Below are 24,140 nucleotides of genomic sequence, written 5' to 3'. Positions count from 1 at the left end.
AACTAACCGGCTTCTGACGATATAGAAGCCGGTTAGTTTTTTAGATACCGGCTCATACCAATGTCTTTTGCTGTGGCGCGGCGGTGAATTTCGGCCATGGTAGAATGAAACGCGGCGTTACGTTGCTCAAGCTTCGCATGTTCAGCCAGATGCGCGTGAACAAGCTCACGGATTTCGGCTAGATAGCGGCTTCATCGATTGTGCGCATAGCGCCCCTATCAACGACGATTTCTCCAGCAACCATAACCGTCTCGATTGACGAGCCGTTCTCGGGATAGACAAGGTGCTTGGCTACATCATTAAGCGGGGTAAAGCTGAGCGTTGAGAGATCGATGATCAGCAAATCGGCAGCCTTGCCAATTTCGAGTGATCCGGTGACATTCTCCAGCATTGCACTGCGCGCACCGCCAATGGTCGCCATGGTCAGTATTTCATCAGCCCTGATCCATTTAGCGGAATCGGGAACAGATACGCTGTGGATCAGACCGTCCACACGCATCACATTAAAAATGCGCGCAGTATCGTTTGAGGAAACACCGTCGGTTCCCAAACCAATCGAGACACCTGCATCCATCAATTGACGAACGGGCGCAATGCCAGCACCAAGTTTCTGATTGGAAATAGCATTATGCGCAACAGAACAACGCGCATCGCCCATCATCTCAATGTCTTGCTCGCTGACCCACACAGAATGTGCAATTGTTGTGTTGCGAGAGAGTATCCCCAGTTCGTGCATATATTTGCATCCTTATAGGCTTTAAACACCGTTGAAAGCCGGGAAAGATCATGGGCTGGCGGATCGAAAAAATCATCGCACAAGGTGATCACACCATTGCGCAAAGATTCCATCGCCAGAAACATACTGCGCAGATAAAGCAGACTCTGATCAATGGTCGGCCCCATCAGCAGCGGATAGGCATAAAGCAACCAGATTTCGAGCGGCATGCCTTCATATCGGCCACGGAAGAATGTCTCGCTTGAGTGGGTGTGCGCGTTGATGAGACCGGGCATAACAAGCCGGTCTTTTCCATCAATCATAACCGCATCGGGCAATGCCGCAAAATCGTTGCCAATGGCTGAAATCCGACCATTTTCAATCAGAATATCGCCATTTATCGGACGACTTCCGTGCTGCGCGCACATGGTCAGAATGGTGGCATTTCTGATGATCGTCTGATTTATGATCGGCATGACAGGTCTTCCCGCAATTACTGATCGCGCAACTCGCCAAAGCCGTTGGCAGCTTTCGTGCCGCCACGCAATTGCGTGCTAATCCAGATGCCAATAACCGTTGCGATATAGGGTAAGGCGAGCAGCAGATCGTGTGGAACACGGTCGCCAAAAGCCAGTTGTGCCCCGATGCCGAGTGCACCCACCACAGCAAAGAACACCGCGGCGAGACTTGCGCCAATAGGGTGACCAGCACCGAAGATAACGGCAGCAAAGCCCATAAAGCCCCGACCAGCGGTCATGTTCTGCGTGAAAATCTGAAGACTACCGGCTGCAAGTTCCCCACCGGCCAATGCACACAAAACACCGCCAACCATTAGCGCCACAAGACGCATCAAGGCAGGGTTTATGCCGATGCTACGCGCTGCAAACGGATGTTCGCCTGCTGCAGTTAAACGCAAGCCAAAACGTGTGCGTCGTAAGACAACCCACATGGCAAACACGACAAACGGCATGAGAAGCACGAGGATCTAAAGAGAGCCATGGGCGCCGAATGCCGGGCCGATGCGCGGCTGACCGAAAGGTGCGCTGACTCCGGCTTGCGCGCCAAAAATGGATTGAACGGCAAGCGCTGTGCCACCAAGGCCCAAACCGGTTAGCCCGAGACCCGCAATGATCTGATTGGCTTTGAGTTTTTCGACAACAAACCAGAACAGGATTGAGCCGACAACATAGACGCTAATCGCAATCAGAAGCGCTGACCAGATCGATTGTGTGAACACAATACCGACAATGGTTGCGCAGGCACCGACAATCATCAGGCCCTCAAGACCGAGATGCCAGATACCGGTTCGCTGCGCGATCACCCCTGCGAGTGTGACATAAATCAGCGGCGTACCTGAGCGCAGGATAGCAATTACGAAGTCTTCCATATCCGTCCTCCGAGTTTTGCGATCCGGTCAACGACGCTGGATTTTGCAGTGATAAAGAGAGCGATTGCGGCATTGATAATGTCGATAGCTGATGACGGAAGACCCGCCATAATCGGCAGATACAAAGCTGCAGAGGCAAGTCCACCGAAAAACAGCGCAACAAATGCTGTTCCAACCACGGAGAAATTAGCAACGAGTGCAATCAAAATTGCCGTAAAACCATGTCCCGGCAGGAAACCGCCGGTGATACGGCCATTTGGCCCCATGAATTCAATTGTTCCGGTAAGACCGGCAAGCGCACCGCTGAGCAGAAAACTCGCAAGCCCGATGCGCCATGTCTGCGCACCCGAGCTTTGCGCATCGAATCCCACACAAAGGAAGTTGCTCCAATATCCAAACCAAGGGTCGGTTGTGCAGCAAGAATGAGATGCGCATCCTCGTCCATTTCACGCGAGAGGATTACTTTTTGCGCGTTACCGCCCGACAGTGAACCGGCTCGCTGTCCGACTTCCGAATAACGCACATCCCACTGTTTAAGAGCGGCATCACATTGTTTGCGGATGGCAGCCGGATTTATAGTCGACAAAAGCGGCATCTGAAGCAGATTGCGTGCAGCCCAGTTTCCCCAAAGCGGACTCGTCAGGTTCAAACCTTCGACATTGCGTTCAAAAGGAATGATACGAAGTCCGGCTGCCCGTCGTGCTGCAAGCGGCGCGTCGGTCAGCTCTTTGTTGTCTAATGCAATTGTACCATCAACGACATCTGCTATTGCAGCGATTGCGCGAACAAGTGCGCGCTGTCCGTTGCCTTCCATCCCCGCAACGCCGATGATTTTACCGGGACGAATTTCGAGATCAACCTGATCAAGCGCTGGCCCTTCAGGATCGGAGCGGGTAGATACCTTTTTCATGCGCAGTATGGGTGCAGTTTTTCCCGCAATTGCATTCTCATTTTTCGTACGCATGGGTAACAATCGTGCTGCCGGTCAATGCTGCCTTGTCGTCGGCATTAAGATTTTTAGCCGCATTTGCACCAATGATCAGCTCTGCGAGCTTGTCGGCATCAATTGAGCCACACGGCAACGGTCCGTCAACCAGCCTGCCGCCACGAAGAACCGTGACCGTATCTGCGATTGCCAGCACTTCCCGGATTTTATGCAGGATTAGAATAACAGTGACGCCGCGTTCTTTGAGACGGCGAGCCCATCTCCTTAAGAAAATTGTTGCAGAGGATGAATGGATTGGGACGGGACAGAACATTGTCCGCAAATGCCGGATGATCGCGCAACACGCAGCGCAGGTTGCCCGCTTCGAAGGCGCGACCGGTTGCAAAGCCCGGTTCGGGATATGGATCCAGATCAAGAACAACGCAGCGAACATCATCAGGCGAAATGCCATCAAAAGCGCGTAGGCAATGCGTACCGACCGGCATTCCCGGAAAGTGTTTGCCGCGGCGAACCGGAAAAATCGGCTCCCATATTTCCATTTCAAGTTCAGGCGCAATCCCATCAAAATCAAGGGCAACATTGCCGAGAAGTGCGCGCCATGGCTCGCGCAGATCGCTATGCCAATCTGACAGAAACTCCTCCATTGCAGTTTTTAACCGCACGCTCCCCAAGGTTGCGTGGCCAGCCAATTTTAAGAACCTGACCGTTTTGTCAGCTTCTTTTTTATTGGTCACTCGATTCCATTGATCTCTTACTGTTGTATGACTAGACCAGTGGATGCGCGCGCGTGTCTGACTGGGATGATTAATCTTAGAAAAACACTTTGAAACAATGGGATAACTAATGGCATAGCATAGCAGATCGGCGGAAGTGGAACCTGAAGGTCAGGTGGTTTCTGATGAAACGATCAGAGCGCGCAACATCCTCAAGAGATCGACTGCCGCTGTTGAGATATTTTCTCGAAAGGGGCTTGATGGCGTGCGCATCGTTGAAATTGCTAGGCTTCGGGACTGCCAAAAGGAAATGTCTATTATTAATTCTCCTCGAAATAAGAGATTTACAACGCAGCAATCGACCGGCTGATTCATAGTTGGGATGATACATTTGCGCACATTTCAGCTGACCGTGAATCAGCAGAAGCCATCGAAGCCTATGTTTGCGCCAAGCTTACTCATGCATATGAAAATGCAGCCGAAACGCGTCTGTTTACCAATGAGATTTTACAGGGGGCTGAACACCTTTCAAGAGATACGCGTGAACATATGCGCAGGGTCACGGTTGAAAAGGAGAGCGTCATCGACGCATCGGCAGCATCGGGTAAAATCATGCCCGTCGATGCGAGGCACTTGTTCATTTTGCTCTGGTCTGCAACGCAATTTTATGTCGAGTTTGTAGCTCTCTCCCGTGATGCGCTTGATGTTGATAAGCTCGTCGAAGCCGATTATGTGAAGGCAGCAGAAACAATCACCACCACGATCTTATGCGGCTTGCTGGTAAACACAGCCTAGCTTTTGCTGCAAAGGGCGCTGCCCCGCTTTTGAATTAGAATAATGATCTTTGTTGGTGTTCCCGATAGGTAAAAATACCTCCCAACTTTGTGATTGTAATCAATATTTTTCTTTTATTTAAAAGTGATAAGAACCGTTCGAACCAAATTGCAACGGAGGCTATCATGAAGCTTTACTATAAGCCGGGAGCTTGTTCTCTCGCCCCTCATATCGTTTTGAGCGAAGCAGGTTTTACCTACGATCTTGAAACAGTTGATTTGAAGGAAAAGAAGACTGCAAGTGGTGCAGATTATTTGAAGATTAATCCGCGCGGTGCAGTCCCAGCTATCGAAGTTGAGCCGGGTAAAGTCATCACCCAAAATTCAGCGATCCTGCAATATATCGGAGATCATTCCGATGTAGCGGCATTCAAACCCGCTTATGGCACTATTGAGCGCGCTCGCTTACAGGAAGCACTCGGTTTCTGTGGCGATCTGCACGTTGCTTTTGGTGGTCTGTTTGCGCCAAACCTTTCTGATGAGGCCAAGGCTTCTGTAGTAGGGTCAATCAATCGCCGTATGAGCCAGTTTGAAGCTATGCTTGGTGAAGGCCATCCATATTGGCTTGGTTCGGAGTTCACGCAAGCGGATGCTTATGCAGCCGTTGTTATTGGCTGGGGCCTTTTGATGAAAGTCGATCTTTCAGCGTATCCTAAGGCGCTTGCTCTTCGTGAACGTGTTATGGCTCGCCCTGCTGTACAGAAAGCTCTTAAGGAAGAAGGGCTTATTTAAGTGATAAAAAAGGCCAAGGATTAAATGTCTTTGGCCTTTTTAGATAGTTACGGAAACCGTGTTTTGTCGGTGTCGTTTGTGTTGGTCATTCGTGGGCGTTTAGCTGGAACCATGTATCAAGAAAGCGGCTAAGCTCAAGTCCATCTAGATAGACTAAAAGCTCTGGCCCGAGTTCGACGGGTTGCAGTGATGTTATATCCAAACGACTGGCATCTGCTACTAAACCAGACTGTTGAAGTATTGTCTGTCCGTCAGGGGATAGGAGAAATGTGATCGCTTGTTCGGCGATATTTGCATGGTTGCTTCGTTCTGGAATGAGCGCAGTTCAAGGCAAAGCGACCACGTAATCCTGCGGTATTATCACCGCAAACTTCGCGGCATCGTGCTGCCATTTACTGACATCAGACAAGGGCACGTTATAGGCAAGGTCTATGCGTCCCTTTGACAAAGCCTTCAATAGTTCCTCGTTGGTATCGTGAAAGTCATGGACTAAGCTCTATGCTCCACATTCAGAGACCGCTGAAAGCGACTATTCAAAGCTTCAGGATTGGCAGGATTTCTGGACGATCAATTCTCGCTAAAATAAACTTATTTAAGAATAACAGAGGGGAGAAATCTTCCCTCTGTTTATTTTTCTCGTAATTTTGCGATTATGTATTTTCTAGATAGATAACCTAAATTGTCATCCGTAATTCTGTACGCCAGAATTGGATCTATAATGTATCGGGAATATCAAGCCGTAGGGTATAATCACGAAATTATCTTTATAAGTGTCGTCCACAGTATCTGTATTATCGGAGATTGGTGGGGTTTGTTCCGATAACACTCCAATCGGCGAATAAAGAGCAAACAGTATTGCAGTCCAAAAAATAAATGGAAGCACTGCTATTGCGATATTTATATAATATGATTGATCCATAACACCAATCATGATCGCCTACGATTATACTAACAAGAAAATAGTTTCTCAAAACATTTGGCTATACGCCATATTTTACCCTTTTGAGTGTACAGTTCATGCCAAATTTTCGATTGATTATTTTCTGACGTGATCGAAGTGGTTTAATCTTAGTCTCAAATCATCTATGCATGATGTAACAACGTTAAGCATAGCAAGGCTAAAAGATGTTTGAGTTTGATGACCCGCGCTTTCGCCCCTTATGGACACGGATTTTAATCGCCGGTAGCTGTCTCGCTTGGGCAGCATTTGAAGTTTTCATGGGCAGTGTTGGTTGGGCCATGTTATTTGGCGCACTTGGCCTATGGGCGTCATTTCGTTTCTTCGTGACCTACAATCCCGATAAGAAAAAGCCGGAATAGGGCACATCTTTGCTTCAAGCCGGTGTTTACAGCGCCGCAACAAATATACAAAACCAAAGCGGACTATTTTTCAGCGCAATGGTTTGAAATTCTCTCGGCTTCTAAACGTGCTTGGAATCTTCGCACACTGAGATGTTATAATTCTCCTGTTTTTCCATAAAATGTGGGTCATTCAATAATTTGGTGACTCGTTTTGCGTCTCAATGTGTCTTTGGCTTGGGAAAATGACGCCGCATATCCGTAATTAACATGATTTTAAAACACGATATCACATTTCAATCGTTATAATGTTATTGGGATTATTGTTATGATCTCAAAACGGTGTTACGTCCGGCATGTCTCAGCCCAATAAGGGCGTGTCTTAAAGACATCTGCATGGAGATTGCCAGTAAATGAGTTCAGCTTCCCCCGCCTTTAACAAAACCCAGCGTGCAGTCTGCATGCCACAAATGCAGCTTCTTCGGGAGCAGGGCGAATGACAATGGTAGGTAATTACGCGCCGCTCGTTTTGGCTGGCGATACAGATGTTATCAATCTGCAATCTGTTGGCGAATATCTTGATACATGGGCAGGCAAAGATCACTTGCGTCTAGCAACAAGCAATGTGATCAAGGCAATTCTGGCTGGATCAGGTCGTCTCGCCGGACGCATCGCGCGCGGTTCGCTGCCGGGTAATCCGGGTAAGTTGGTTGGCGTTAATAGCGATTCCGACCAGCAGAAGAGTATCGATGTCGGCTCGCACAATCTCTTTGTTGAGCTGCTGATTGCAGCCGGTGCCGCATCGGTTTTGTCTGAAGAAGCAGAGCTTCCTGTTCCGGGTAAAGCGGATGGTCTGGTTGCTGTTGCAATCGATCCGCTTGATGGCTCAGGCAATGTCGGCCTTGGCGCACCGCTCGGCACTATTTTCTCGATTTTCCCAGCCGATACGGCAGAGCCGTTCCTTCAGCCCGGCAATCGCCAGCTGGCAGCAGGGTATGTTTCGTTCGGCAATTCGATTGATCTTGCGCTTTCGGTTGGGGAAGGCGTGATTTTCGCAACGCTTGATCCTGTCAGCGGTATTTTCCAGATCACACGTGAGAATGTGACACTTCCTGAGCGCACGTCAGATCTCGCCTATAACGCATCCGTATATCGTCATCTGTCGGTTGGCATGAAGGCCTACGTCGATGATTGCTACAACGGTGAGGACGGTCCGCGCGGGCGCAATTTCAACATGCGCTGGCTGGGCGCTGCTGTGGGCGACATGCATCGCATCATGCAGCGCGGCGGCATCTTCTTCTACGTAGACGATGCGCGTTCGGGCTACGAAAAAGGCCGCTTACGCCTCGTTTATGAAGCCAATCCTATTGCTTTCCTCAGCCAGCAGGCTGGTGGCAAAGCGACCAACGGTTCCACGCCGATCCTCGACATTATTCCCCAAACCTATCACGAGCGCAGCGCGCTGGTGTTCGGTGTTGCCGAGGAAGTCGATGTGCTCGGCGAATATTACGCGCGTTCGCGCAATTAACTAGGAGGAAACTCAGATGGCACGTATTACGCTCCGTCAATTGCTCGACCACGCTGCTGAACACAGCTATGGCGTTCCGGCTTTCAACATCAACAACATGGAACAGGCGCTCGCCATTATGGAAGCGGCGGATGCAACCAATTCGCCGGTTATCCTGCAAGCTTCGCGCGGTGCGCGTTCCTATGCCAACGATATCATGCTACGCCACATGATGGATGCGGTCACGGAAATCTATCCGCATATTCCGGTTTGCGTGCATCTCGATCATGGCAACGAGGCTGCCACTTGCATGACCGCCATTCAGGCTGGCTTTACCTCCGTCATGATGGACGGCTCGCTTAAGGCTGATGGCAAGACGCCCGCTGACTGGGATTATAACGTCTCCGTCACCCGTCAGGTCAGCGAAATGTCACATCTTGGCGGCATTTCCGTCGAAGGTGAGCTTGGCGTTTTGGGTTCGCTCGAAACTGGCATGGGTGAAGCTGAAGACGGTCACGGCGCAGAAGGTCAGCTTTCTCATGACCAGCTTCTGACTGACCCCGATGAAGCCGTGAAATTTGTGCGTGAAACAAAGGTCGATGCACTGGCAATAGCTATGGGCACCTCGCATGGCGCTTACAAGTTCAGCCGCAAGCCTGATGGTTCCGTGCTTGCCATGAACGTGATCGAGGAAATCCATCGCAAGCTGCCAAATACGCATCTTGTTATGCATGGTTCGTCTTCGGTGCCGGAAGATTTGCAGGAAATCATCAACAAGTATGGCGGCAAGATGAAGCCAACCTGGGGTGTGCCTGTTGAAGAAATCCAGCGCGGTATCAAGCATGGCGTGCGCAAGATCAATATCGACACCGATAACCGCATGGCGCTGACAGGTCAGATCCGTCGCGTGTTGCAAGAAGATCCGAGCGAGTTCGATCCACGTAAGTATCTCAAGCCTGCAATGGCTGCGATGACCAAGCTCTGCAAGGATCGCTTCGAACAATTCGGCACTGCCGGCCACGCCCAGTCTATTCGTCCGATCCCGCTGTCAGACATGGCAAAGCGTTATCGTGATGGTTCGCTGGACCCAAAGTTCAGCTAAAAGCTGAGCAAGACCTCAATAAAAAAGCGGCGGGTTTCCCCGCCGCTTTTTTGTTTTCAAGAGATTAGGCGATCAGCACTTGTTGTACTTGGCATCAACTTCGTTGATGGCGTCAACATTGCCAGCCGAACGACCGTTTTCGTCAAAAGTCTGCGCAAGGAATGCATCGGCAATGGTCTTTGCAACTTCCGAACCGATAACGCGTGCGCCCATGGTGATGATCTGCGCGTTGTTGGAGAGCGCTGCACGTTCTGCCGAATAGGTGTCGTGCGTCAGCGCTGCGCGAATGCCCGGAACCTTGTTGGCTGCAATGCAAACACCGATGCCGGTGCCACAAACCAGAATTGCGCGGTCATAGGTGCCATCGAGAACGGCGGATGCAACGCGATCCGAGAGGTTTGCGTAAAATGCTTCGGCACCGGCTTCAGTGCGCGAGATTTCCGACACTTCAAAGCGGTCCTTGAGGTGATCGGCAAGAACCTTGGCCAGACCTTCGCCAGCGCTGTCGCCTGCTACTGCTACTTTCATGATATTGCTCCTTAATTAGCTTTGATGGTTTTGGCGCATTTCGCCAGAATGTCGAGATAGCCTTCCACGTTCCATGCCGAACGACCGATAAACAGGCCGTCGATATGCGGGCAGGCAATGAGTTCTTCGCAATTGCCGGGATTGACCGAGCCGCCATAAAGGCAAGGCACACGACGGCCAAGGATGCCTTCGGCAACAGTAATAATTTCAGCCTGACGGGCATCAGCGTACTCTGCCGAGGCTGGAATGCCGTTCTCACCAATCGCCCATACAGGCTCATAGGCAAACAGGATTTCGGCTTTCTTCTGTTCATCCGAAAGTTTGGAAAGCGCACCGCGTACTTCTTCAGCAAGCACCTCTGCAGCGCGTCCGCTTTCGCGATCTTCCAGCGTTTCACCAATGCAGATAAGCGGGATCAGGCCGTTGCGAACAGCGGCTTCAACCTTGAGACCAACAGTCTCGTTGGTTTCGCCAAAGTTTGCACGGCGTTCGGAATGGCCAAGCTCAACGATGTCGAGATTGCAATCTTTGAGCATCAGCGGTGAAATTTCGCCGGTCCAAGCGCCCTGATCAGCCCAGTGCATGTTCTGCGCGCCAACTTTGACCGATGTATCGGCCAGAATGTCTTTGACTTCACGAACATAGGTAAAGGGTGGAATGACAAAGCGCTGAATATCCGCTGAACGATCGCCATCGGCCTCTTTCAGCTTTTCTGCAAAAACGCGGGCTTCGGCCAGCGTCTTGTTCATTTTCCAGCTCGTACCTACCCAGAATTTGGACATGCTCGAATGTTCTTTCTGCTTGTGTAAATGCGGTTCCGCAGAAACTATTCTGCGATTGTTAGTTTAATACCAGCTGGCTCCAGATCGGCGACGAGTGCATCGCCCGGCGACTGATCGGTGATGATGGCATCAAAGTCGCCGAGATCAGCCATGACATGAAGTGCTGTGCGACGGAAACGCTGGTGATTGACCAGCAGGCACGTGCGTGTTGCCGATGCAGTCATGGCGCGCTTGGTGCGAACGACGTTTTCATCCATGTGATAGACGAGGCGTCCGTTAACGGCGGGCGCTGAAATGAAGGCAAAATCTGCACTGAGCTTGGAAAGTGCTTCTTCGGTAAGCAGACCAAAGAAAGCATTGAACTTTGCGGAGAAAACGCCGCCTAATGCGATCAGGTTGATACCAGCCTCACCCTTGAGAGTTTCAATGATCACTGCATTGTTGGTGATTACTGTCAGCGGGCGCTTTTCAATCAGCATGCTGCCAAGAACTGCCGCTGTTGAGCCGTCATTGATCATCACGGTCATGCCGGGCTCAATCAATTCAAGAGCAGCGCGGCCCATCTGAACTTTGGCTTCGTTGTCCTGCTGCACGCGAAAACGGAAATCACTTTCAAATTGCGAGCCGGGGTCCATCGTCGCGCCGCCGCGAACTTTGCGCAACACGCCAGATTCTTCGAGCGAGTCCAGATCGCGATGAATGGTCATTTTGGAAACAGCAAAACGATCAGCAAGATCATCCAGATCAACTGCGTGATTTTCAATCAGCAGATTGATGATCGCCTGTCTTCTTTCGTCGCGTTTCACGAAAATTCCGATCTCAAAGCGTGGTTGCTTATGACGCAAGTTTAAATCACAAAATCACATAATAATCCATATAAAATGTTATTTTGTGATGTTTTGTTGAGTGAGGCGCGATTTACTCCACAAGGGCTTTTGCGGTGCGCTCATCCGTGATGAGACCATACAGACGACCGCTTTTCAGAACGGCGCGAATAGCTTCTGTCTTCGACAGGCCGCCAGCCAGGCCGATGATCCGGCTCATATCAGCGTTTTCAACGGAAGCTGCTATGGTGCGGGCTGTCAGCTTGGTATCCAGTCGTGTGCCATTCTTATCAAAGAAGTGACCGAGCATTTCACCGACCGCACCATATTCAGCAATCTCTTCCATCTCTGCCAAATCAATTACGCCTGATGTGACGAGCTGTGCATGAGCGTCGACGGTGCCGATACCAACGATTTTCAGTTCCGCACGGCAACCCATGTCGAAGACGGTTGTGACACCCTTTTGCGCAAGCAGCACTTCGCGATCTTCTGCGGTATTAGCAAAGAACGGCACAGGCATCACGTAAGCGGGTCTGCCGGTCTTCTCGGCAATGCGATGCATCACGTCATGCGGGTTGGCTGCAAAGTTTCGCGTCAAACCACCGAGCAGTGAAACGAATTCCAAATCCTTAGCGGTTACACGCGGCATGTGGCTAACCGCCGCCGAAAGCGTGCGGCCATGGCCGAGGCCGATCACCTCATGGTCACCATGTTCAATCTCACGACGCAAAAATTCCGCACCAGCATTGCCTAAGGAGAGCAGGGGCAGGGCGTCTTCGCCAAGATCGGGTGCGACTTCACAATATTCTAGATTGTATTTTTCAGCGAGCTGGTTCTCGAGGTCGATACATTCGGAAATATCGCCGTCGATGGTCACTTTAACCGCGCCGTCTGCAACTGCTTTGGCGATGAGCCGATGGGCTTTTACGGAAGGTAGCCCCAGCCGTTTCGCAACGGCTGATTGGGTCATTCCGCCAATAAAGTGAAGCCAGGCGGCACGAAGGGCTAAGGAATCCTCTGCATCTGCCATTTTTATGCTGCCTGCTCCCGATTCTTTATTGTTTTCTTGTGGTTATATTTTCAAATCTCCGGCGCCGGTGTCAATGTGTGGCGCCCAGAAGGCCACACTTTCCGCAATCTGTGGAATGACTTCACGGTCGTTTGGATCACGTTCCTTAAACGACAGCTCAAGACAAATTTCATTGTCCACTGCTCCACCTTCGGCAAAGGCTTTCAGCAACGGTTCAGGCTGAATGCGACCCTTGGCGTTGAAGGCTGCCGTGAAAGGACGGTGACCGCCCTTATCCATCAGGCTCTGCTTGATATGAATGATTGGCGACACTTTTGGCACAGCACGCGCCCATGCATAGGGGTCAAAATCGTCTGGATTTGAAGAGGTGACATCGCCATGATCAATGTCGGCCATCATCCACATCGGTATTGCCATATTTGCTGCGGTCAAACGATCCTGGAGCTTGATGCTTTCCGCGATTGTATCGCCAAATTCACGACCGATGCTCATTGGCTCCCAGAACACATAATCAAGACCAGCACCGGCTGCATGTTCGGCAACTTCCGCCCAGCAATCAATTGCGATTTTGATCAGTTCTTCGCGGCGTTCAGGATTGTCAAAATCCTTATAGGTGAAAATCGCAAACTGCGTGCCGACGGACTTGCCACCGAGATCGCCGATAATATCAGCAAATGTTTTGAACCAGTCGACATAATAGCGGCGCACATCTGCGTCTGGATGGCCGAAATGGTTGAGACGACCATAAGGGCCGGTCATGCCGGAGGTAACGCGAACGCCAGTGCGCTCTAATGCCTTGTCCATGTCGCGGGTGAGACGGCGGATGGTCGAAGCATCCCAGCTTGGATTGATGAACTCATGCGTGAGCTGAAGATCGCGCAGGCGCAGATCACGTGCAACGGTTTCAATCAGATCATCCGGCTCTGCAAAGCGATTTACAAGCGGATTTGTGTTTAGTGAAAGCGTAAGGGCCATGGTGTCCTCAGGCAGCAATTTTAGCGCTGTCGAACCAAGCGATAAATGCGGCTCGTTCAGCTTCGGTCAGATGCAGATAATGCTTGGTGCGGCGGTAGAGAATATCGTTCGCCGTCTTTGCCCACTCTTTTGCAACGAGATAGCGAACTTCGGCTTCATAAAGATTGCCGCCGAAATGCTGACCAAGACCGGCGAGGTCGGAGGCACCCGCAACCACGTCTTTTGTGCGTGCGCCATAGAGACGACCGTAATGCAGGGCCAGTTTGCGCGGCATCCAAGGATAGCTGTCACGAAGGCTGTTCGCAAAAGTCTCAAAGTCGGCATTGGCGATTTCGCCGCCCGGAAGCGGTGCGTCATGTGTCCAGTCACCACTCATTTTCGGGAAGATGTGCTTCAAGCGATGCATACCGCGTTCAGCAAGTTCGCGGAATGTGGTGATCTTGCCGCCAAATACGTTTAGCAATGGCGCATCATTGGTTTCATCGAGATCGAACACATAATCGCGGGTGACAGCGGACGGGTTGCCCTTGCCGTCATCAAACAGCGGACGCACGCCAGAGAAGCTATGCAGAACATCTTCGCGACGCAGCTTTTCCTTGAAATAGCGGTTTACTGCGGTGAGCAGGTAATCGATTTCTTTCTCGTCCGCGCTTACATCTTCTGCACGACCTTCATAAGCAATATCGGTGGTGCCGATGAGCGCCTTGTCGCCTTCATACGGGTTGATGAAGATCACGCGCTTATCGTGGTTCTGTACCAGATAGGCATTCGCCCCGGACCAGAACTTTGGCACGATGATATGGCTGCCCTTGACGAGACGCACATTGCGCGACGAGTTTGAGCCAGCAACATTGGTGATTACGTCCGTTACCCACGGGCCAGCGCAATTGACGATGCAACGTGCGCGGAAGTTGCGCACTTCGCCTGTATCGCGGTTCTTGGTTTCAACGATCCAGCCGCCTTTTTCGCGACGCGCCGACGTTACCGGCGTGCGGGTCAGAACGGTTGCACCCTTTTCAGCGGCACCAACAGCATTGAGAACGACGAGACGGGCATCATCTACCCAGCAATCGGAATATTCAAAGCCCTTGGTGTATTGATCGAGAATCGGGGTGCCTTCCGGATCGCGCTTCAAATCAAGCGTGCGGGTGCCGGGGAGCTTCTTGCGACCGCCAAGATGGTCGTAAAGAAACAGGCCAAGGCGCACGAGCCAAGCCGGACGATCCTGCGGGCTGTGCGGGAGAACAAAACGCATTGGCCAGATAATGTGCGGTGCTGCATTCAACAGCACTTCGCGCTCAATCAATGCTTCGCGAACAAGGCGGAACTCATAATATTCAAGATAGCGCAGACCGCCATGAACCAGCTTGCCAGAGCGAGACGAGGTGCCTTCTGCAAGATCGTCTTTTTCTGCCAGCACAACCTTAAGGCCGCGCCCGGCTGCATCGCGAGCCACGCCCGCGCCATTGATACCGCCGCCAATCACAAACAGATCGCAGGTTTCCGGTTCAGCCATCTCATGCTCCTTCGGATGCCGGAATTCCGGCAAAATAATATGTCATCTCAGCCGATTGTCGAATTACCGATCGGCTGCAAGCTTGTCCCAGATCGGGGTCAGAGCCAGTCGGGCGTCCTTATAGGCGCCAAACAGTTCTGCGTAGCGTTGTGCCTGTGCGGCATCAGGTGCTTCGCCAGCACCCAGCAAAGGTGCAACCCATTCCGCAATGCAATCTTCCATGTTGGAATAAGCACCAATTGCGACCGCCGCCATCATGGCAGCGCCAGCAGCACCCGCCTCTTCACGCGATGAAACGCGCACCGGCGCATTCACTGCTGCGGAAAGCGTGCTGCGAAGAGCGCGAGAGCGAGCCGCGCCACCAGTTATGCGCAGTTCGGCAGGCATATCGCCCATTGCAGCATAGCAATCACGCGTCGCCATGCCGAGACCTTCAACCACCGAACGCACCAGTTCGGGGAAGCGGTCGCGGCTTGAAAGTCCGATAAAGCCAGCGCGAGCAAAGGCATTAACGAAAGGTCCGCGTTCGCCAGCTTCCGAAATATAAGGATGGTAAAGCAATGCGCCGGGGCGACTTGCATTAAACCATTCATCAAGGCGCGGTATCAGATCGCTTAGCGAGACTGGTTTGTCTGCTGTAGACATCAGATCAGCGGCGACCTGCAATATCCAGTCGATATTGATCGTCGCGCCCATATTGGTCTGAACCTGCGTGACGATGCCGGGAAGTGGCAGCGCGATAACGTAGCCTGTGCCTTCCGCATTCAGATTAATCTCGGAAACAGGTTTCGCACGCATATGCACGCCCGTCGATCCGATAGTCGAGCAACCTGCATCGGCAGTGCCGGAATAAACGCCAGCGCCGAGTGCGGTCATCACCATATCGACATAGCCGAGACTCACCGACGTGCCGGCCAAAAGACCCGTTGCAGCGGCCGCGTCGGGGGACAAAGGATGCTGCGTCAGAGTACCGTCTACGATTTCGGGCAGCAGATTGCGGCGCTTAATAAGACCGAGTGCTTCAATAACCACATCATCATATTGACGATTGCGGAAATTGCCGAACGTGAAACTGGCTTCCGATGGGTCTGTGGCGCGGACGCCGGTGAGATTGAGATAAAGCCAGTCCTTACAATGAAGGGCGACTTCCGCATTATCGAGCAGTTCCGGCACGAAACTGTTCATATGCGCCATTTGTGTACCTTGCTGGCAGGTGTTCAGCCCGGTTCCGGTCGCTTCAAAGCGCGCACGGTTCATAGGTCCTGCAGCAAGTTTTGTAACCGTATTAGCGGCGCGTGCGTCGAGCCATATCCACGCATCGCCGACGGGCTTGTTATCGCGTCCCACCAGCCATGTGCCATCACCCTGTCCGGTAACGGAAACAGCCGCAGTGCGTTGGCTTAAATTTGGGACTTTATCCGCAAGGCCGCGTATAGCTTTGGCGCAGTCGTCCCAAGTCTGGGAAAGTGACTGCGTCACAGCACCATGTTCGCCGGTTTCATATTTGTTACGGACAGCCGCCGAATCGAGTTGACGACCGTTCAGGTCGAATGCCACAGCCTTGACGACGGACGTGCCCGCGTCGATGCCGATGATTATATCACCTTGACCACGCATGACTGAATTACGCTTTCCCAATGTGGTCCTTGACGGACATTTGGATTTCCTCCCGCGACGAAATTTGTCGCTCGCTGCCCATTGTTTTAGACAAAATAGGCTTTTGCGTCTAGTTGAGATAACATAACGATACATGACTGTCTGTAAAATTTTTGTGCACAAGCATTTTTTTTCACCAAAAGGTGATGGCAGTGAATTTCACCGCATTTAATCGGGGTTTATTTGGATATAAAGAAGTATTATTCAGATGTTTTTGGGTGGCTTAATTCTATTAAGATATTGTTTTAATTAACAAAAATTTTAGACTGCTCTCAGGGAAGTGCACGTTCTGTTTTTCGGAGCGCTGGGGCAGGCATTTCAGCTTTTGTGGCGAAATTCGCCGGAGTTGCGTGCATTTTTGGCGTTCAAATGTGCAAAATGGAACGCGTTTCAAAAAGTCCTGATTGACAGTTATATGTCTTTATAACATGATTATTGGAGTTGATAACATGCTGCTATCATAGATCATGACGGCGGCATCTTTGTTTCCAGGCTACGCGGAGGGGCGGTGCCGGCAACATGCGGAGGATTTATGTTTCAGATTTCTGCTCCTGTTTGTTTTGCCCCTTTGGCTGCCCGATATTTCGCGGTCGCTAAGGTTACGCATAATCCGCGCAATCATGAGGCTGTATAGGCCTAACCGCATCATCCGTTTCTATAACGACAATCCGGCAGAATTTGCTGAAGGCGTTTGATAATGAGTACACAAGCTAATCAAGTTACACCAAAGCCCGCCAAATCAAGTCGCGCCGTCCTCTGGAGCGTGATCGCTGCGGTGGTGGTTATCGGTGCAATTGGATTTGACACGAAGGTCGTGAAAATCGGTTCTGATGCCGATGTGCGTCAGCAGGTTTTCTCACCTGACGCCTATGGCGCGGCAGAGTTCCCAACAGTTAAGGCCAGCGTTGAAGAACGTGCAGCTGATGCTGTTGAAGTTGGTACAGCGCTTGCTGCTGACAAAGACGCCGCCGGTAAGAAATACGGCGTTGGCAGTGTGAACCCGGTTATCCCGGTCAAGTTTACTGGCACTGTCGAAGAACGTAAGTCCAACTACAATGTCATCAAGGTTGATGGTTTCCCTGAAGGCATGGCTATCCGCGTTCAGACGGGCCCTGCTGTAAACGGCACCGATTTGCGTGACGCGACTGGCACAATCGAATTTGGTCAGTTCAAGAACCAGATCGAATTCCAGAACGCTGGTTCCGCTCTCAATAATGAGATGAAGAAACAGGTTCTTGAAGGCGTTGATGTCGATAATCTGGTTGGCAAGACGGTTACGGTGACGGGCGTTTTCAAGCTTGTTAATCCGAAGAACTGGCTGGTTACGCCAGTGGGGCTCGAAGTAAAATGAGCCCTGACCGGAAGACAATCGAAGGCAAGCACGGCGACGTTGTTCTCAGCGCGCATGATGTTGCCAAGGCCTATGGCCGCATTCATGCCCTTAAAGGCGTGAATTTTGAAATTCGTCGCGGTCAGGTCACCACGCTTTTTGGCGAAAACGGTGCTGGCAAGTCGACCCTGATGAAAGTTCTGTCGGGTGTTATTCAGCCGACATCAGGCACAATCATTCTTGATGGTGAACCTGTCACGTTCAATTCCTCCTCGGAAGCACGTGATCGCGGCATTTCGATTATCCATCAGGAGTTAAGCCTCGCGACCAATATGAATGTGCGCGACAACATTTTCATGGGACGCGAAATCCGTGGTGCAACCGGCGTTAACTTCGCCGAAGAAGAACGCCTCACGCGCGAATTGCTTGCAGAGCTTGAAGAAGACATTGATCCGCTGACACCTGTTGAAGAGCTTCGTCTTGGTCAGCAGCAGGTTGTCGAAATCGCGCGTGCGCTTTCGGTCAATTCGCGAATTCTGATCATGGATGAGCCAACGTCTGCGTTGAGTGCTTCAGAAGTTGAAGTGTTGTTCAAGGTCATTCGCGATCTGACGGCGCGTGGTGTTGCCATCGTTTACATCTCGCACCATCTCGAAGAAGCTTTGCAGATCACCGATCATGCGGTTGTGCTGCGTGACGGCGCAATGACGGCTTACGCCCCACGCGCTGACATTGATCTTGAATGGATCGTTCGCAACATGGTTGGCGAAAACTTCGACCTTGGCTCACCTCCGACTGGCTATGAATGGGGCGATGTCGCACTTTCCGTGGAAGGTCTGACCGTTCAGGATAAGTCGGGTGATTTCGCGCTTGTCGATAATATGTCGCTCAATGTGCGCGCCGGTGAGATCGTTTGTATCTACGGTTTGATGGGCGCGGGTCGTACCGAGCTTCTTGAAACCGTTGCCGGTCGTCTGAAAGCAAGTTCGGGCAGCATTCTGCTTAAAGGTCAGGACGTCGCGGGTCTGACGATTGCGCAGCGCATCGATCAAGGTCTGGTTCTCGTGCCAGAAGATCGCCAGCGCGATGGTCTCGTGCAGACGATGACGGTTGGCCGTAACCTGTCGCTCGCCAGCATTGGCGAAATGACGAAAGGCCTTTTCACATCGAAAAAGCGCGAAAAGAGCATCGTCGATCAGTCGATTAAAAACGTTCACATCAAGACGGATGGTGGCGAAGCCGCAATCGGTTCGCTTTCCGGCGGCAATCAGCAGAAGGTCGTTATCGGCAAGATGCTGGCAACGGAGCCGAAGGTTATCCTGCTGGATGAGCCAAGCCGCGGTATCGATATTGGCGCGAAGGCCGAAGTGTTCAAGCTTCTGGCCGAGAAGGCCAAAGACGGTTTGGCGGTTGTCTACACCACATCAGAAGTCGGCGAGTGCCTCAGCATCGCTCATCGTATCATTGTTATGCACCGTGGACGCATCTCAGCCGAATTTGGCTCTGATGTCTCCAAGGAAAAGATCATGGCCGCCTCGGGCGAGTCCATGGTCGGCCATTAAAATAGTTATGGAGCACTGATAGAATGTCAGTCACGACTACAAAAGAAAAAGCGGCCCCGAATGGGGCGAAGCGGAAAACCAGCATCGTGCATTTGCTGCTCGAAGGTCGTGCGTTTTTTGCGCTGATCGCGATTATCGCGGCCTTTTCATTCCTTTCGCCTTATTATTTTACCGTCAATAACTTCCTGATCATGTCGTCGCATGTGGCCATATTTGGCTTGCTTGCGATTGGCATGCTGCTGGTTATTTTGAATGGCGGTATCGATCTTTCGGTCGGTTCCACTCTTGGTCTTGCGGGCGTTGTCGCTGGCTTTTTGATGCAGGGCGTCAATATTCCGGAGCTGGGCGTCATTTTGTACTTCCCGGTTTGGGCAGTCGTCCTCATCACTTGTGCGCTTGGTGCGTTTGTTGGTGGCATCAATGGCGTTCTGATTGCCTATCTGCGCGTTCCAGCATTCGTAGCAACGCTTGGCGTGCTTTATTGTGCACGCGGTGTAGCACTTCTGATGACCAATGGTCTGACCTACAACAATCTTGGCGGTCGTCCTGAGCTCGGCAATACGGGCTTTGATTGGCTTGGCTTCAACACGCTTTTTGGTGTGCCGATTGGCGTTCTTGTGCTGGCCGTTCTCGCGATCATCGTCGCAGTCGTGCTCAACCGCACAGCCTTTGGCCGCTGGCTCTATGCTTCGGGTGGTAATGAACGTGCTGCTGAACTTTCCGGCGTTCCGGTCAAGCGCGTGCAGATTTCGGTCTATGTGATTTCGGGCATCTGCGCCGCTATCGCTGGTCTGGTTCTGTCGTCGCAGCTGACCTCCGCTGGTCCAACCGCAGGTACGACCTACGAATTGACGGCAATCGCTGCAGTGGTCATTGGTGGCGCAGCGCTGACGGGTGGTCGCGGGACAATTCTCGGAACGCTTTTGGGCGCTTTCGTGATTGGCTTCCTCTCCGATGGCCTCGTGATCATCGGCGTATCGTCCTACTGGCAGACCGTATTTACCGGCGCGGTCATCGTGCTCGCGGTCCTGCTCAACAGCATTCAATATTCCCGACGTTAAACAAAGTTACGGCTCCGCTCACCGTTCAGGGCGGAGCCAGTTCTTCGGGGGTAGCGAAAACATTCCACAATGGCGATCAAGCAAAAGCCTCGCCTTTTGGAAATGGTAACGCCGGGAAACCGGCATTGTGCAACGATAATCTTTTACGGGAGTGAGACATGTTTAAGAAGGGTATGCGCGTTCTTTTTGCTGCTGCAGCAGCATTGCCGCTTATCGCCAGCACCGCATGGGCTGAAGGTCTGATCTCAATCGTGGTCAACGATCCTTCGAACCCATATTGGTACACTGAAGGCGAAATCGCCAAGAAAACCGCTGAAGGCCTTGGCTATTCGGCTGTTGTTGGCGGCCACAAGGGCGACACCAACACAGAAAGCAACCTGATCGACACCGCGATCACCAACAAGTCGGTTGCGATCATTCTTGATCCTGCAAATGCTGACGGTTCTGTTGGTGCAGTTAAGCGCGCTGTCGCAGCTGGCATTCCAGTGTTCCTCGTGAATGCTGAAATCAACCAGGAAGGCCTTGCTAAGGCACAGCTCGTTTCCAACAACGCACAGGGCGCAGCACTCGGTGCAACGCAGTGGGTTGAGAGCGTTGGTGAAGAAGGCAAGTATGTTGAGCTGTTCGGTTCGCCATCAGACAACAATGCAGCCACTCGTTCGAACGGCTACGAAACTGTTCTTTCGCAGTACCCAGACCTCGTAAAGGCTGGTCAGGACGTTGCGAACTGGAACCGTACACAGGGTCACGACAAGATGCAGGCTTTGCTTCAGGCAAACCCAGACATCATTGGCGTTATCTCGGGTAACGACGAAATGGCTCTCGGTGCAATTGCTGCTCTGAAGAAGGCTGGAAAGCTTGATCAGGTTAAGGTTGGCGGTTTTGACGGTTCGCCAGATGCAGTTGCTGCAATCAAGGCCGGTGAACTTCAGTACACCGTTCTTCAGCCAGTTGCGATTTTCTCGGAAGCTGCTGTTAAGCAGGCCGACAACTTCATCAAGACAGGCAAGACCGGCGTTGACCAGGAAAAGCAGCTTTTCGATTGCTTCCTGATCACCAAGGACAATGTTGACAAGTACACTGCTCCATTCGTTCTGGAACAGTAAGAACCGACAAGATGGGGCGCGGTGTAGTCCGCGCCCCGTTTTTATTTTAGTACCGAGGCTATGAATCGGGACCGGCCAATAGGACATTGGCGGGCTGGGGACGAGTGATAGGCATGGTTACAAGCACGAAAGCAAGCATAGACAACCTTCTGACAGAGCAGGTGCCCAACGATAGTAGGCACGCGCGTCAGCTGGTTCGCCGCCAGCAAATTGCTGAAATGATTATGTCCGAAGGGTCAGTGCGGATTGAAGATCTGACCGAGCGTTTCGCGATCAGTCTTATGACAGCGCATCGCGATGTGGATGAACTGGTTAGTCGCGGCCTGTTTCGTAAATCGCGCGGCATTGTTTCCGCAGCACCCACAAGCCTTATTGAGGCCAGCGACCTCTATCGCGTCGCGCGCCAATCCGAAGAAAAGAAGCTGATCGCTGAAGCCGCGATGCAATTCGTAGAGCCGGGTCAGGCTATTTTTCTCGACGACTCCACAACCGTTCTCCAGATGGTGCCATATCTAGCGGATAAGGGTCCGCTGACGGTTATCACCAATTCGCTGATCCTGATGAATGAAGTGCGCGACATAAAAGATGTTACGTTGCTGGGTCTTGGTGGTCAGCTTTACAACTGGTGCAACGCCTTTGTTGGCGGCATGACAATCCATGAAATTCGTCGTTTGCGTGCTGATGTGGTTTTCATTTCGATTGCGGCAATCACCGATGATCTGTTGTTTCACCAATCGCCAGAAATGGTCGAAACCAAACGCGCAATGCTGGAGAGTTCTGCAAAACGCGTGCTGTTGACCGATCACACCAAGTTCGAGCGCCGCGCATTGCATAATTTTGGAGCGCTTAAGGATTTCGATGTGGTGATTGTCGATGACAAAACATCACTCGAACATGTTGAGCGGATGCAGGCCCAGGGCATTAATGTCGTCATCGCCGGCTCGAGCGGAACGAAAGAATAGCCGCAAGGCTCACGAATTTAGCGCATACATATCAGGAAATACAATCCATGCCGTCTTTGTTGGGAATCGATAGCGGACTGACCGTCACCAAGGCCGTTATCTTCGATGTTGATGGCACAACGCTTGCCGTTGCGCGCCGCCGCGTCCCTCAATATTTCCCAAAGCCTCGCCATGTTGAGCGTGACATGGATGAGTTCTGGAACGCAACAGCTGATGCAATTGCGGAAGCGATTGAAAAAAGTGGACGCCCGGCATCGGATATTCTCGCAATTGCCACCACTGCGCATGGCGACGGCATTTACATGCTCGACCAAGATGCGCGTCCGCTTGGAAAAGGCATCCTGTCGCTTGATAGCCGTGCTGTTGATGTCGCTGAACGCTGGTTAAGCAGCGCAGTGGCTGACCAGTCGATTGCGATTACGGGCCAGCTACCGCACGCCTCGGCTCCTTCCGCAATTCTGGCCTGGGTCAAGGAAAATGAGCCTGACCGCTATAATCGCATTGGTCATGTGATTGCCTGTAAAGACTGGCTGCGTTTTTGTTTGACGGGCGAAGTTGGCACTGACCGCACCGAGGCATCGACATCGTTCACTGATTATAAAACACAGGACTATTCCAAAGACGCGCTCAAGCTTTTTGGCCTTGAAGCGCTCTGGGATGCACTGCCGTCTATGTCGCGCTCCGACGAAATCATCGGTGGCGTTTCGCAGGAATGCGCCAGCCGTACAGGGCTTCTTGCGGGAACGCCGGTTGTTGGTGGCCTGCATGATGTGACCGCTTCGGCGCTCGGTGTCGGCGGTCTTAAGATCGGTACGGTTGCGGTTGTCGCGGGCACTTATTCAATCAATGAAACGCTGTCGTCCGAACCCCGTGTCGATAAGAGCTGGTTCTGCCGCAATGGCATCGCACCGGGTGAATGGAACAATATGTCCATCTCGCCTGCTTCCACCGCGAATTACGACTGGTTCCTTGATAAGCTTTGCCCGGCAGAACGTCGTGAGGCTGAAGAAACTGGCCGCTCGATCCACGATATGCTGCGCCCGGAAATCGACGCCGCGCTGGCAAAGCCTTCGACGGCACTTTTCCATCCTTATCTGTTTGGCTCGCCCTATGGTGCGATGGCAAGCGGCGCGTTCTTTGGTCTACGCGGTTGGCAGGAACGTGGCGATATGCTGCGCGCTGTGTGGGAGGGCATCGCCTTCAATCACCGTATTCATGTCGACCATCTCAAAGACGGCTTCGAAATTTCCGCAGCACGTTTGACTGGTGGCGTTTCGCGCAGCCCATCCTTTGCGCAAATGTTTGCCAATGTGCTGGGTATGCCGGTGACAGTGACCGATACCGATGAAGCAGCCGCATGGGGCGCAGCACTTTGCGCAGGCAAGGGCGCTGGCGTTTTTTCTGATGTCTATAGTGATCCGCGTGATCTCGATGCGATTGGCCGGACCTACGTGCCGGATGCGCAGCGCAGTGCAGATTATGAAAAGCGTTATGCGCTCTTCAAGGAAATAGCATCTGCAATGGGGCCAATCTGGTCCAAGATCGATGCCTTAACTGATTGAAATATAGCGAAG

Annotated in this window: 22 protein-coding genes and 2 pseudogenes; 11 read left to right on the top strand and 13 right to left on the bottom strand. The window is 51.9% G+C overall.

Annotation, left to right across the window (positions count from 1 at the left end):
- Positions 1-32: 32 nt before the first annotated feature.
- The 6 genes and pseudogenes from WH356_RS24035 to WH356_RS08580 form a co-directional block, all read right to left on the bottom strand.
- A pseudogene (locus WH356_RS24035) lies at positions 33-1,182 on the bottom strand (amidohydrolase family protein).
- 26 nt (positions 1,183-1,208) lie between these two features.
- Positions 1,209-2,102 (bottom strand): annotated as a pseudogene (locus WH356_RS08600) (ABC transporter permease).
- A complete protein-coding gene (locus WH356_RS08595; RefSeq protein ID WP_339510329.1) occupies positions 2,087-2,413 on the bottom strand; it encodes a hypothetical protein in 327 nt (108 codons plus the stop codon). Before WH356_RS08595 ends, WH356_RS08600 begins: the two are co-directional and overlap by 16 nt.
- Positions 2,305-3,066 carry an ATP-binding cassette domain-containing protein gene (locus WH356_RS08590; RefSeq protein WP_339509841.1) on the bottom strand — a complete coding sequence of 254 codons (762 nt, stop codon included), beginning with the start codon at positions 3,064-3,066 and terminating at the stop codon, positions 2,305-2,307. The genes WH356_RS08595 and WH356_RS08590 overlap by 109 nt, the downstream gene beginning before the upstream one ends.
- Positions 3,050-3,244 (bottom strand): hypothetical protein, encoded by a 195-nt coding sequence (locus WH356_RS08585; RefSeq protein ID WP_339509839.1) that lies wholly within the window; start codon positions 3,242-3,244, stop codon positions 3,050-3,052. The genes WH356_RS08590 and WH356_RS08585 overlap by 17 nt, the downstream gene beginning before the upstream one ends.
- 10 nt (positions 3,245-3,254) lie before the next feature.
- Complete coding sequence (locus WH356_RS08580; protein WP_339509837.1) at positions 3,255-3,692, bottom strand: hypothetical protein; 438 nt, start codon at positions 3,690-3,692, stop codon at positions 3,255-3,257.
- A 411-nt stretch (positions 3,693-4,103) separates the two neighbouring features.
- Between WH356_RS08580 and WH356_RS08575 the strand changes: the two genes are divergently transcribed.
- The 5 genes from WH356_RS08575 to fba all read left to right on the top strand — a co-directional run bounded on the left by WH356_RS08575 (position 4,104) and on the right by fba (position 9,234).
- Positions 4,104-4,556, top strand: coding sequence for a TetR family transcriptional regulator C-terminal domain-containing protein (locus WH356_RS08575; RefSeq protein WP_339510327.1), 453 nt, complete (start codon positions 4,104-4,106; stop codon positions 4,554-4,556).
- 164 nt (positions 4,557-4,720) lie between these two features.
- A complete protein-coding gene (gene gst / locus WH356_RS08570; protein WP_339509835.1) occupies positions 4,721-5,326 on the top strand; it encodes a glutathione transferase in 606 nt (201 codons plus the stop codon).
- 1,125 nt (positions 5,327-6,451) lie between these two features.
- A complete protein-coding gene (locus WH356_RS08565; protein ID WP_339509833.1) occupies positions 6,452-6,646 on the top strand; it encodes a DUF3329 domain-containing protein in 195 nt (64 codons plus the stop codon).
- Positions 6,647-7,121: 475 nt separating this feature from the next.
- Complete coding sequence (locus WH356_RS08560) at positions 7,122-8,153, top strand: class 1 fructose-bisphosphatase (RefSeq protein WP_339509831.1); 1,032 nt, start codon at positions 7,122-7,124, stop codon at positions 8,151-8,153.
- A gap of 16 nt (positions 8,154-8,169) precedes the next feature.
- Positions 8,170-9,234 carry a class II fructose-bisphosphate aldolase gene (gene fba, locus WH356_RS08555; RefSeq protein WP_310011208.1) on the top strand — a complete coding sequence of 355 codons (1,065 nt, stop codon included), beginning with the start codon at positions 8,170-8,172 and terminating at the stop codon, positions 9,232-9,234.
- A gap of 72 nt (positions 9,235-9,306) precedes the next feature.
- Here the strand turns inward: fba and derI are convergent, their stop codons facing one another.
- The 7 genes from derI to WH356_RS08520 all read right to left on the bottom strand — a co-directional run bounded on the left by derI (position 9,307) and on the right by WH356_RS08520 (position 16,506).
- Entirely contained in the window at positions 9,307-9,762 is a 456-nt protein-coding gene (gene derI / locus WH356_RS08550; RefSeq protein ID WP_339509829.1) for a D-erythrulose-4-phosphate isomerase, read from the bottom strand.
- 11 nt (positions 9,763-9,773) lie between these two features.
- Positions 9,774-10,544: a triose-phosphate isomerase gene (locus WH356_RS08545; protein WP_339509827.1), complete on the bottom strand. Its 771-nt coding sequence runs from the start codon at positions 10,542-10,544 to the stop codon at positions 9,774-9,776.
- Between the two features lie 44 nt (positions 10,545-10,588).
- Complete coding sequence (locus tag WH356_RS08540; RefSeq protein ID WP_339509825.1) at positions 10,589-11,350, bottom strand: DeoR/GlpR family DNA-binding transcription regulator; 762 nt, start codon at positions 11,348-11,350, stop codon at positions 10,589-10,591.
- A gap of 112 nt (positions 11,351-11,462) precedes the next feature.
- A complete protein-coding gene (locus WH356_RS08535) occupies positions 11,463-12,398 on the bottom strand; it encodes a sugar-binding transcriptional regulator (RefSeq protein ID WP_339509823.1) in 936 nt (311 codons plus the stop codon).
- Between the two features lie 42 nt (positions 12,399-12,440).
- Positions 12,441-13,373, bottom strand: a complete 933-nt coding sequence (locus tag WH356_RS08530) for a TIM barrel protein (protein ID WP_339509821.1) — start codon at positions 13,371-13,373, stop codon at positions 12,441-12,443.
- Positions 13,374-13,380: 7 nt separating this feature from the next.
- The gene (locus WH356_RS08525) at positions 13,381-14,889 is read right to left on the bottom strand and encodes a glycerol-3-phosphate dehydrogenase (protein WP_339509819.1); all 1,509 of its coding nucleotides are present in this window, start codon (positions 14,887-14,889) and stop codon (positions 13,381-13,383) included.
- Between the two features lie 63 nt (positions 14,890-14,952).
- Positions 14,953-16,506 carry an FGGY-family carbohydrate kinase gene (locus tag WH356_RS08520; RefSeq protein ID WP_339509817.1) on the bottom strand — a complete coding sequence of 518 codons (1,554 nt, stop codon included), beginning with the start codon at positions 16,504-16,506 and terminating at the stop codon, positions 14,953-14,955.
- A gap of 736 nt (positions 16,507-17,242) precedes the next feature.
- On the opposite strand from WH356_RS08520, the gene WH356_RS08515 reads away from it, so the two are divergent.
- The 6 genes from WH356_RS08515 (at position 17,243) to WH356_RS08490 (ending at position 24,128) form a co-directional block, all read left to right on the top strand.
- The gene (locus WH356_RS08515; RefSeq protein ID WP_339509815.1) at positions 17,243-17,896 is read left to right on the top strand and encodes a DUF2291 family protein; all 654 of its coding nucleotides are present in this window, start codon (positions 17,243-17,245) and stop codon (positions 17,894-17,896) included.
- Positions 17,893-19,437, top strand: coding sequence for a sugar ABC transporter ATP-binding protein (locus WH356_RS08510; RefSeq protein WP_339509813.1), 1,545 nt, complete (start codon positions 17,893-17,895; stop codon positions 19,435-19,437). Before WH356_RS08515 ends, WH356_RS08510 begins: the two co-directional genes overlap by 4 nt.
- 23 nt (positions 19,438-19,460) lie before the next feature.
- Positions 19,461-20,498 (top strand): ABC transporter permease, encoded by a 1,038-nt coding sequence (locus tag WH356_RS08505; RefSeq protein ID WP_339509811.1) that lies wholly within the window; start codon positions 19,461-19,463, stop codon positions 20,496-20,498.
- Positions 20,499-20,656: 158 nt separating this feature from the next.
- Positions 20,657-21,604 (top strand): D-ribose ABC transporter substrate-binding protein, encoded by a 948-nt coding sequence (locus tag WH356_RS08500; RefSeq protein ID WP_094506733.1) that lies wholly within the window; start codon positions 20,657-20,659, stop codon positions 21,602-21,604.
- 113 nt (positions 21,605-21,717) lie between these two features.
- Positions 21,718-22,566: a DeoR/GlpR family DNA-binding transcription regulator gene (locus tag WH356_RS08495; protein ID WP_339509806.1), complete on the top strand. Its 849-nt coding sequence runs from the start codon at positions 21,718-21,720 to the stop codon at positions 22,564-22,566.
- A gap of 47 nt (positions 22,567-22,613) precedes the next feature.
- Positions 22,614-24,128 (top strand): FGGY-family carbohydrate kinase, encoded by a 1,515-nt coding sequence (locus tag WH356_RS08490; protein WP_339509804.1) that lies wholly within the window; start codon positions 22,614-22,616, stop codon positions 24,126-24,128.
- The last annotated feature ends 12 nt before the right edge of the window (positions 24,129-24,140 follow it).

The organism is Ochrobactrum sp. MYb379 (assembly GCF_037479515.1).
Taxonomy (GTDB): Bacteria; Pseudomonadota; Alphaproteobacteria; order Rhizobiales; family Rhizobiaceae; genus Brucella.
The sequence above is the reverse complement of the archived record's forward strand: the minus strand, read 5'-3'. Positions and strand labels throughout refer to the sequence as shown.

What these genes read in the sequence shown, in the direction of transcription:
- WH356_RS08590 (WP_339509841.1), bottom strand. Translation starts at nt 3,066, where the DNA reads ATGCGTACGAAAAATGAGAATGCAATTGCGGGAAAAACTGCACCCATA.
- WH356_RS08580 (WP_339509837.1), bottom strand. Translation starts at nt 3,692, where the DNA reads ATGGAGGAGTTTCTGTCAGATTGGCATAGCGATCTGCGCGAGCCATGG.
- gst (WP_339509835.1), top strand. Translation starts at nt 4,721, where the DNA reads ATGAAGCTTTACTATAAGCCGGGAGCTTGTTCTCTCGCCCCTCATATC.
- WH356_RS08565 (WP_339509833.1), top strand. Translation starts at nt 6,452, where the DNA reads ATGTTTGAGTTTGATGACCCGCGCTTTCGCCCCTTATGGACACGGATT.
- WH356_RS08560 (WP_339509831.1), top strand. Translation starts at nt 7,122, where the DNA reads ATGACAATGGTAGGTAATTACGCGCCGCTCGTTTTGGCTGGCGATACA.
- fba (WP_310011208.1), top strand. Translation starts at nt 8,170, where the DNA reads ATGGCACGTATTACGCTCCGTCAATTGCTCGACCACGCTGCTGAACAC.
- derI (WP_339509829.1), bottom strand. Translation starts at nt 9,762, where the DNA reads ATGAAAGTAGCAGTAGCAGGCGACAGCGCTGGCGAAGGTCTGGCCAAG.
- WH356_RS08545 (WP_339509827.1), bottom strand. Translation starts at nt 10,544, where the DNA reads ATGTCCAAATTCTGGGTAGGTACGAGCTGGAAAATGAACAAGACGCTG.
- WH356_RS08535 (WP_339509823.1), bottom strand. Translation starts at nt 12,398, where the DNA reads ATGGCAGATGCAGAGGATTCCTTAGCCCTTCGTGCCGCCTGGCTTCAC.
- WH356_RS08530 (WP_339509821.1), bottom strand. Translation starts at nt 13,373, where the DNA reads ATGGCCCTTACGCTTTCACTAAACACAAATCCGCTTGTAAATCGCTTT.
- WH356_RS08525 (WP_339509819.1), bottom strand. Translation starts at nt 14,889, where the DNA reads ATGGCTGAACCGGAAACCTGCGATCTGTTTGTGATTGGCGGCGGTATC.
- WH356_RS08520 (WP_339509817.1), bottom strand. Translation starts at nt 16,506, where the DNA reads ATGCGTGGTCAAGGTGATATAATCATCGGCATCGACGCGGGCACGTCC.
- WH356_RS08515 (WP_339509815.1), top strand. Translation starts at nt 17,243, where the DNA reads ATGAGTACACAAGCTAATCAAGTTACACCAAAGCCCGCCAAATCAAGT.
- WH356_RS08510 (WP_339509813.1), top strand. Translation starts at nt 17,893, where the DNA reads ATGAGCCCTGACCGGAAGACAATCGAAGGCAAGCACGGCGACGTTGTT.
- WH356_RS08505 (WP_339509811.1), top strand. Translation starts at nt 19,461, where the DNA reads ATGTCAGTCACGACTACAAAAGAAAAAGCGGCCCCGAATGGGGCGAAG.
- WH356_RS08500 (WP_094506733.1), top strand. Translation starts at nt 20,657, where the DNA reads ATGTTTAAGAAGGGTATGCGCGTTCTTTTTGCTGCTGCAGCAGCATTG.
- WH356_RS08495 (WP_339509806.1), top strand. Translation starts at nt 21,718, where the DNA reads ATGGTTACAAGCACGAAAGCAAGCATAGACAACCTTCTGACAGAGCAG.
- WH356_RS08490 (WP_339509804.1), top strand. Translation starts at nt 22,614, where the DNA reads ATGCCGTCTTTGTTGGGAATCGATAGCGGACTGACCGTCACCAAGGCC.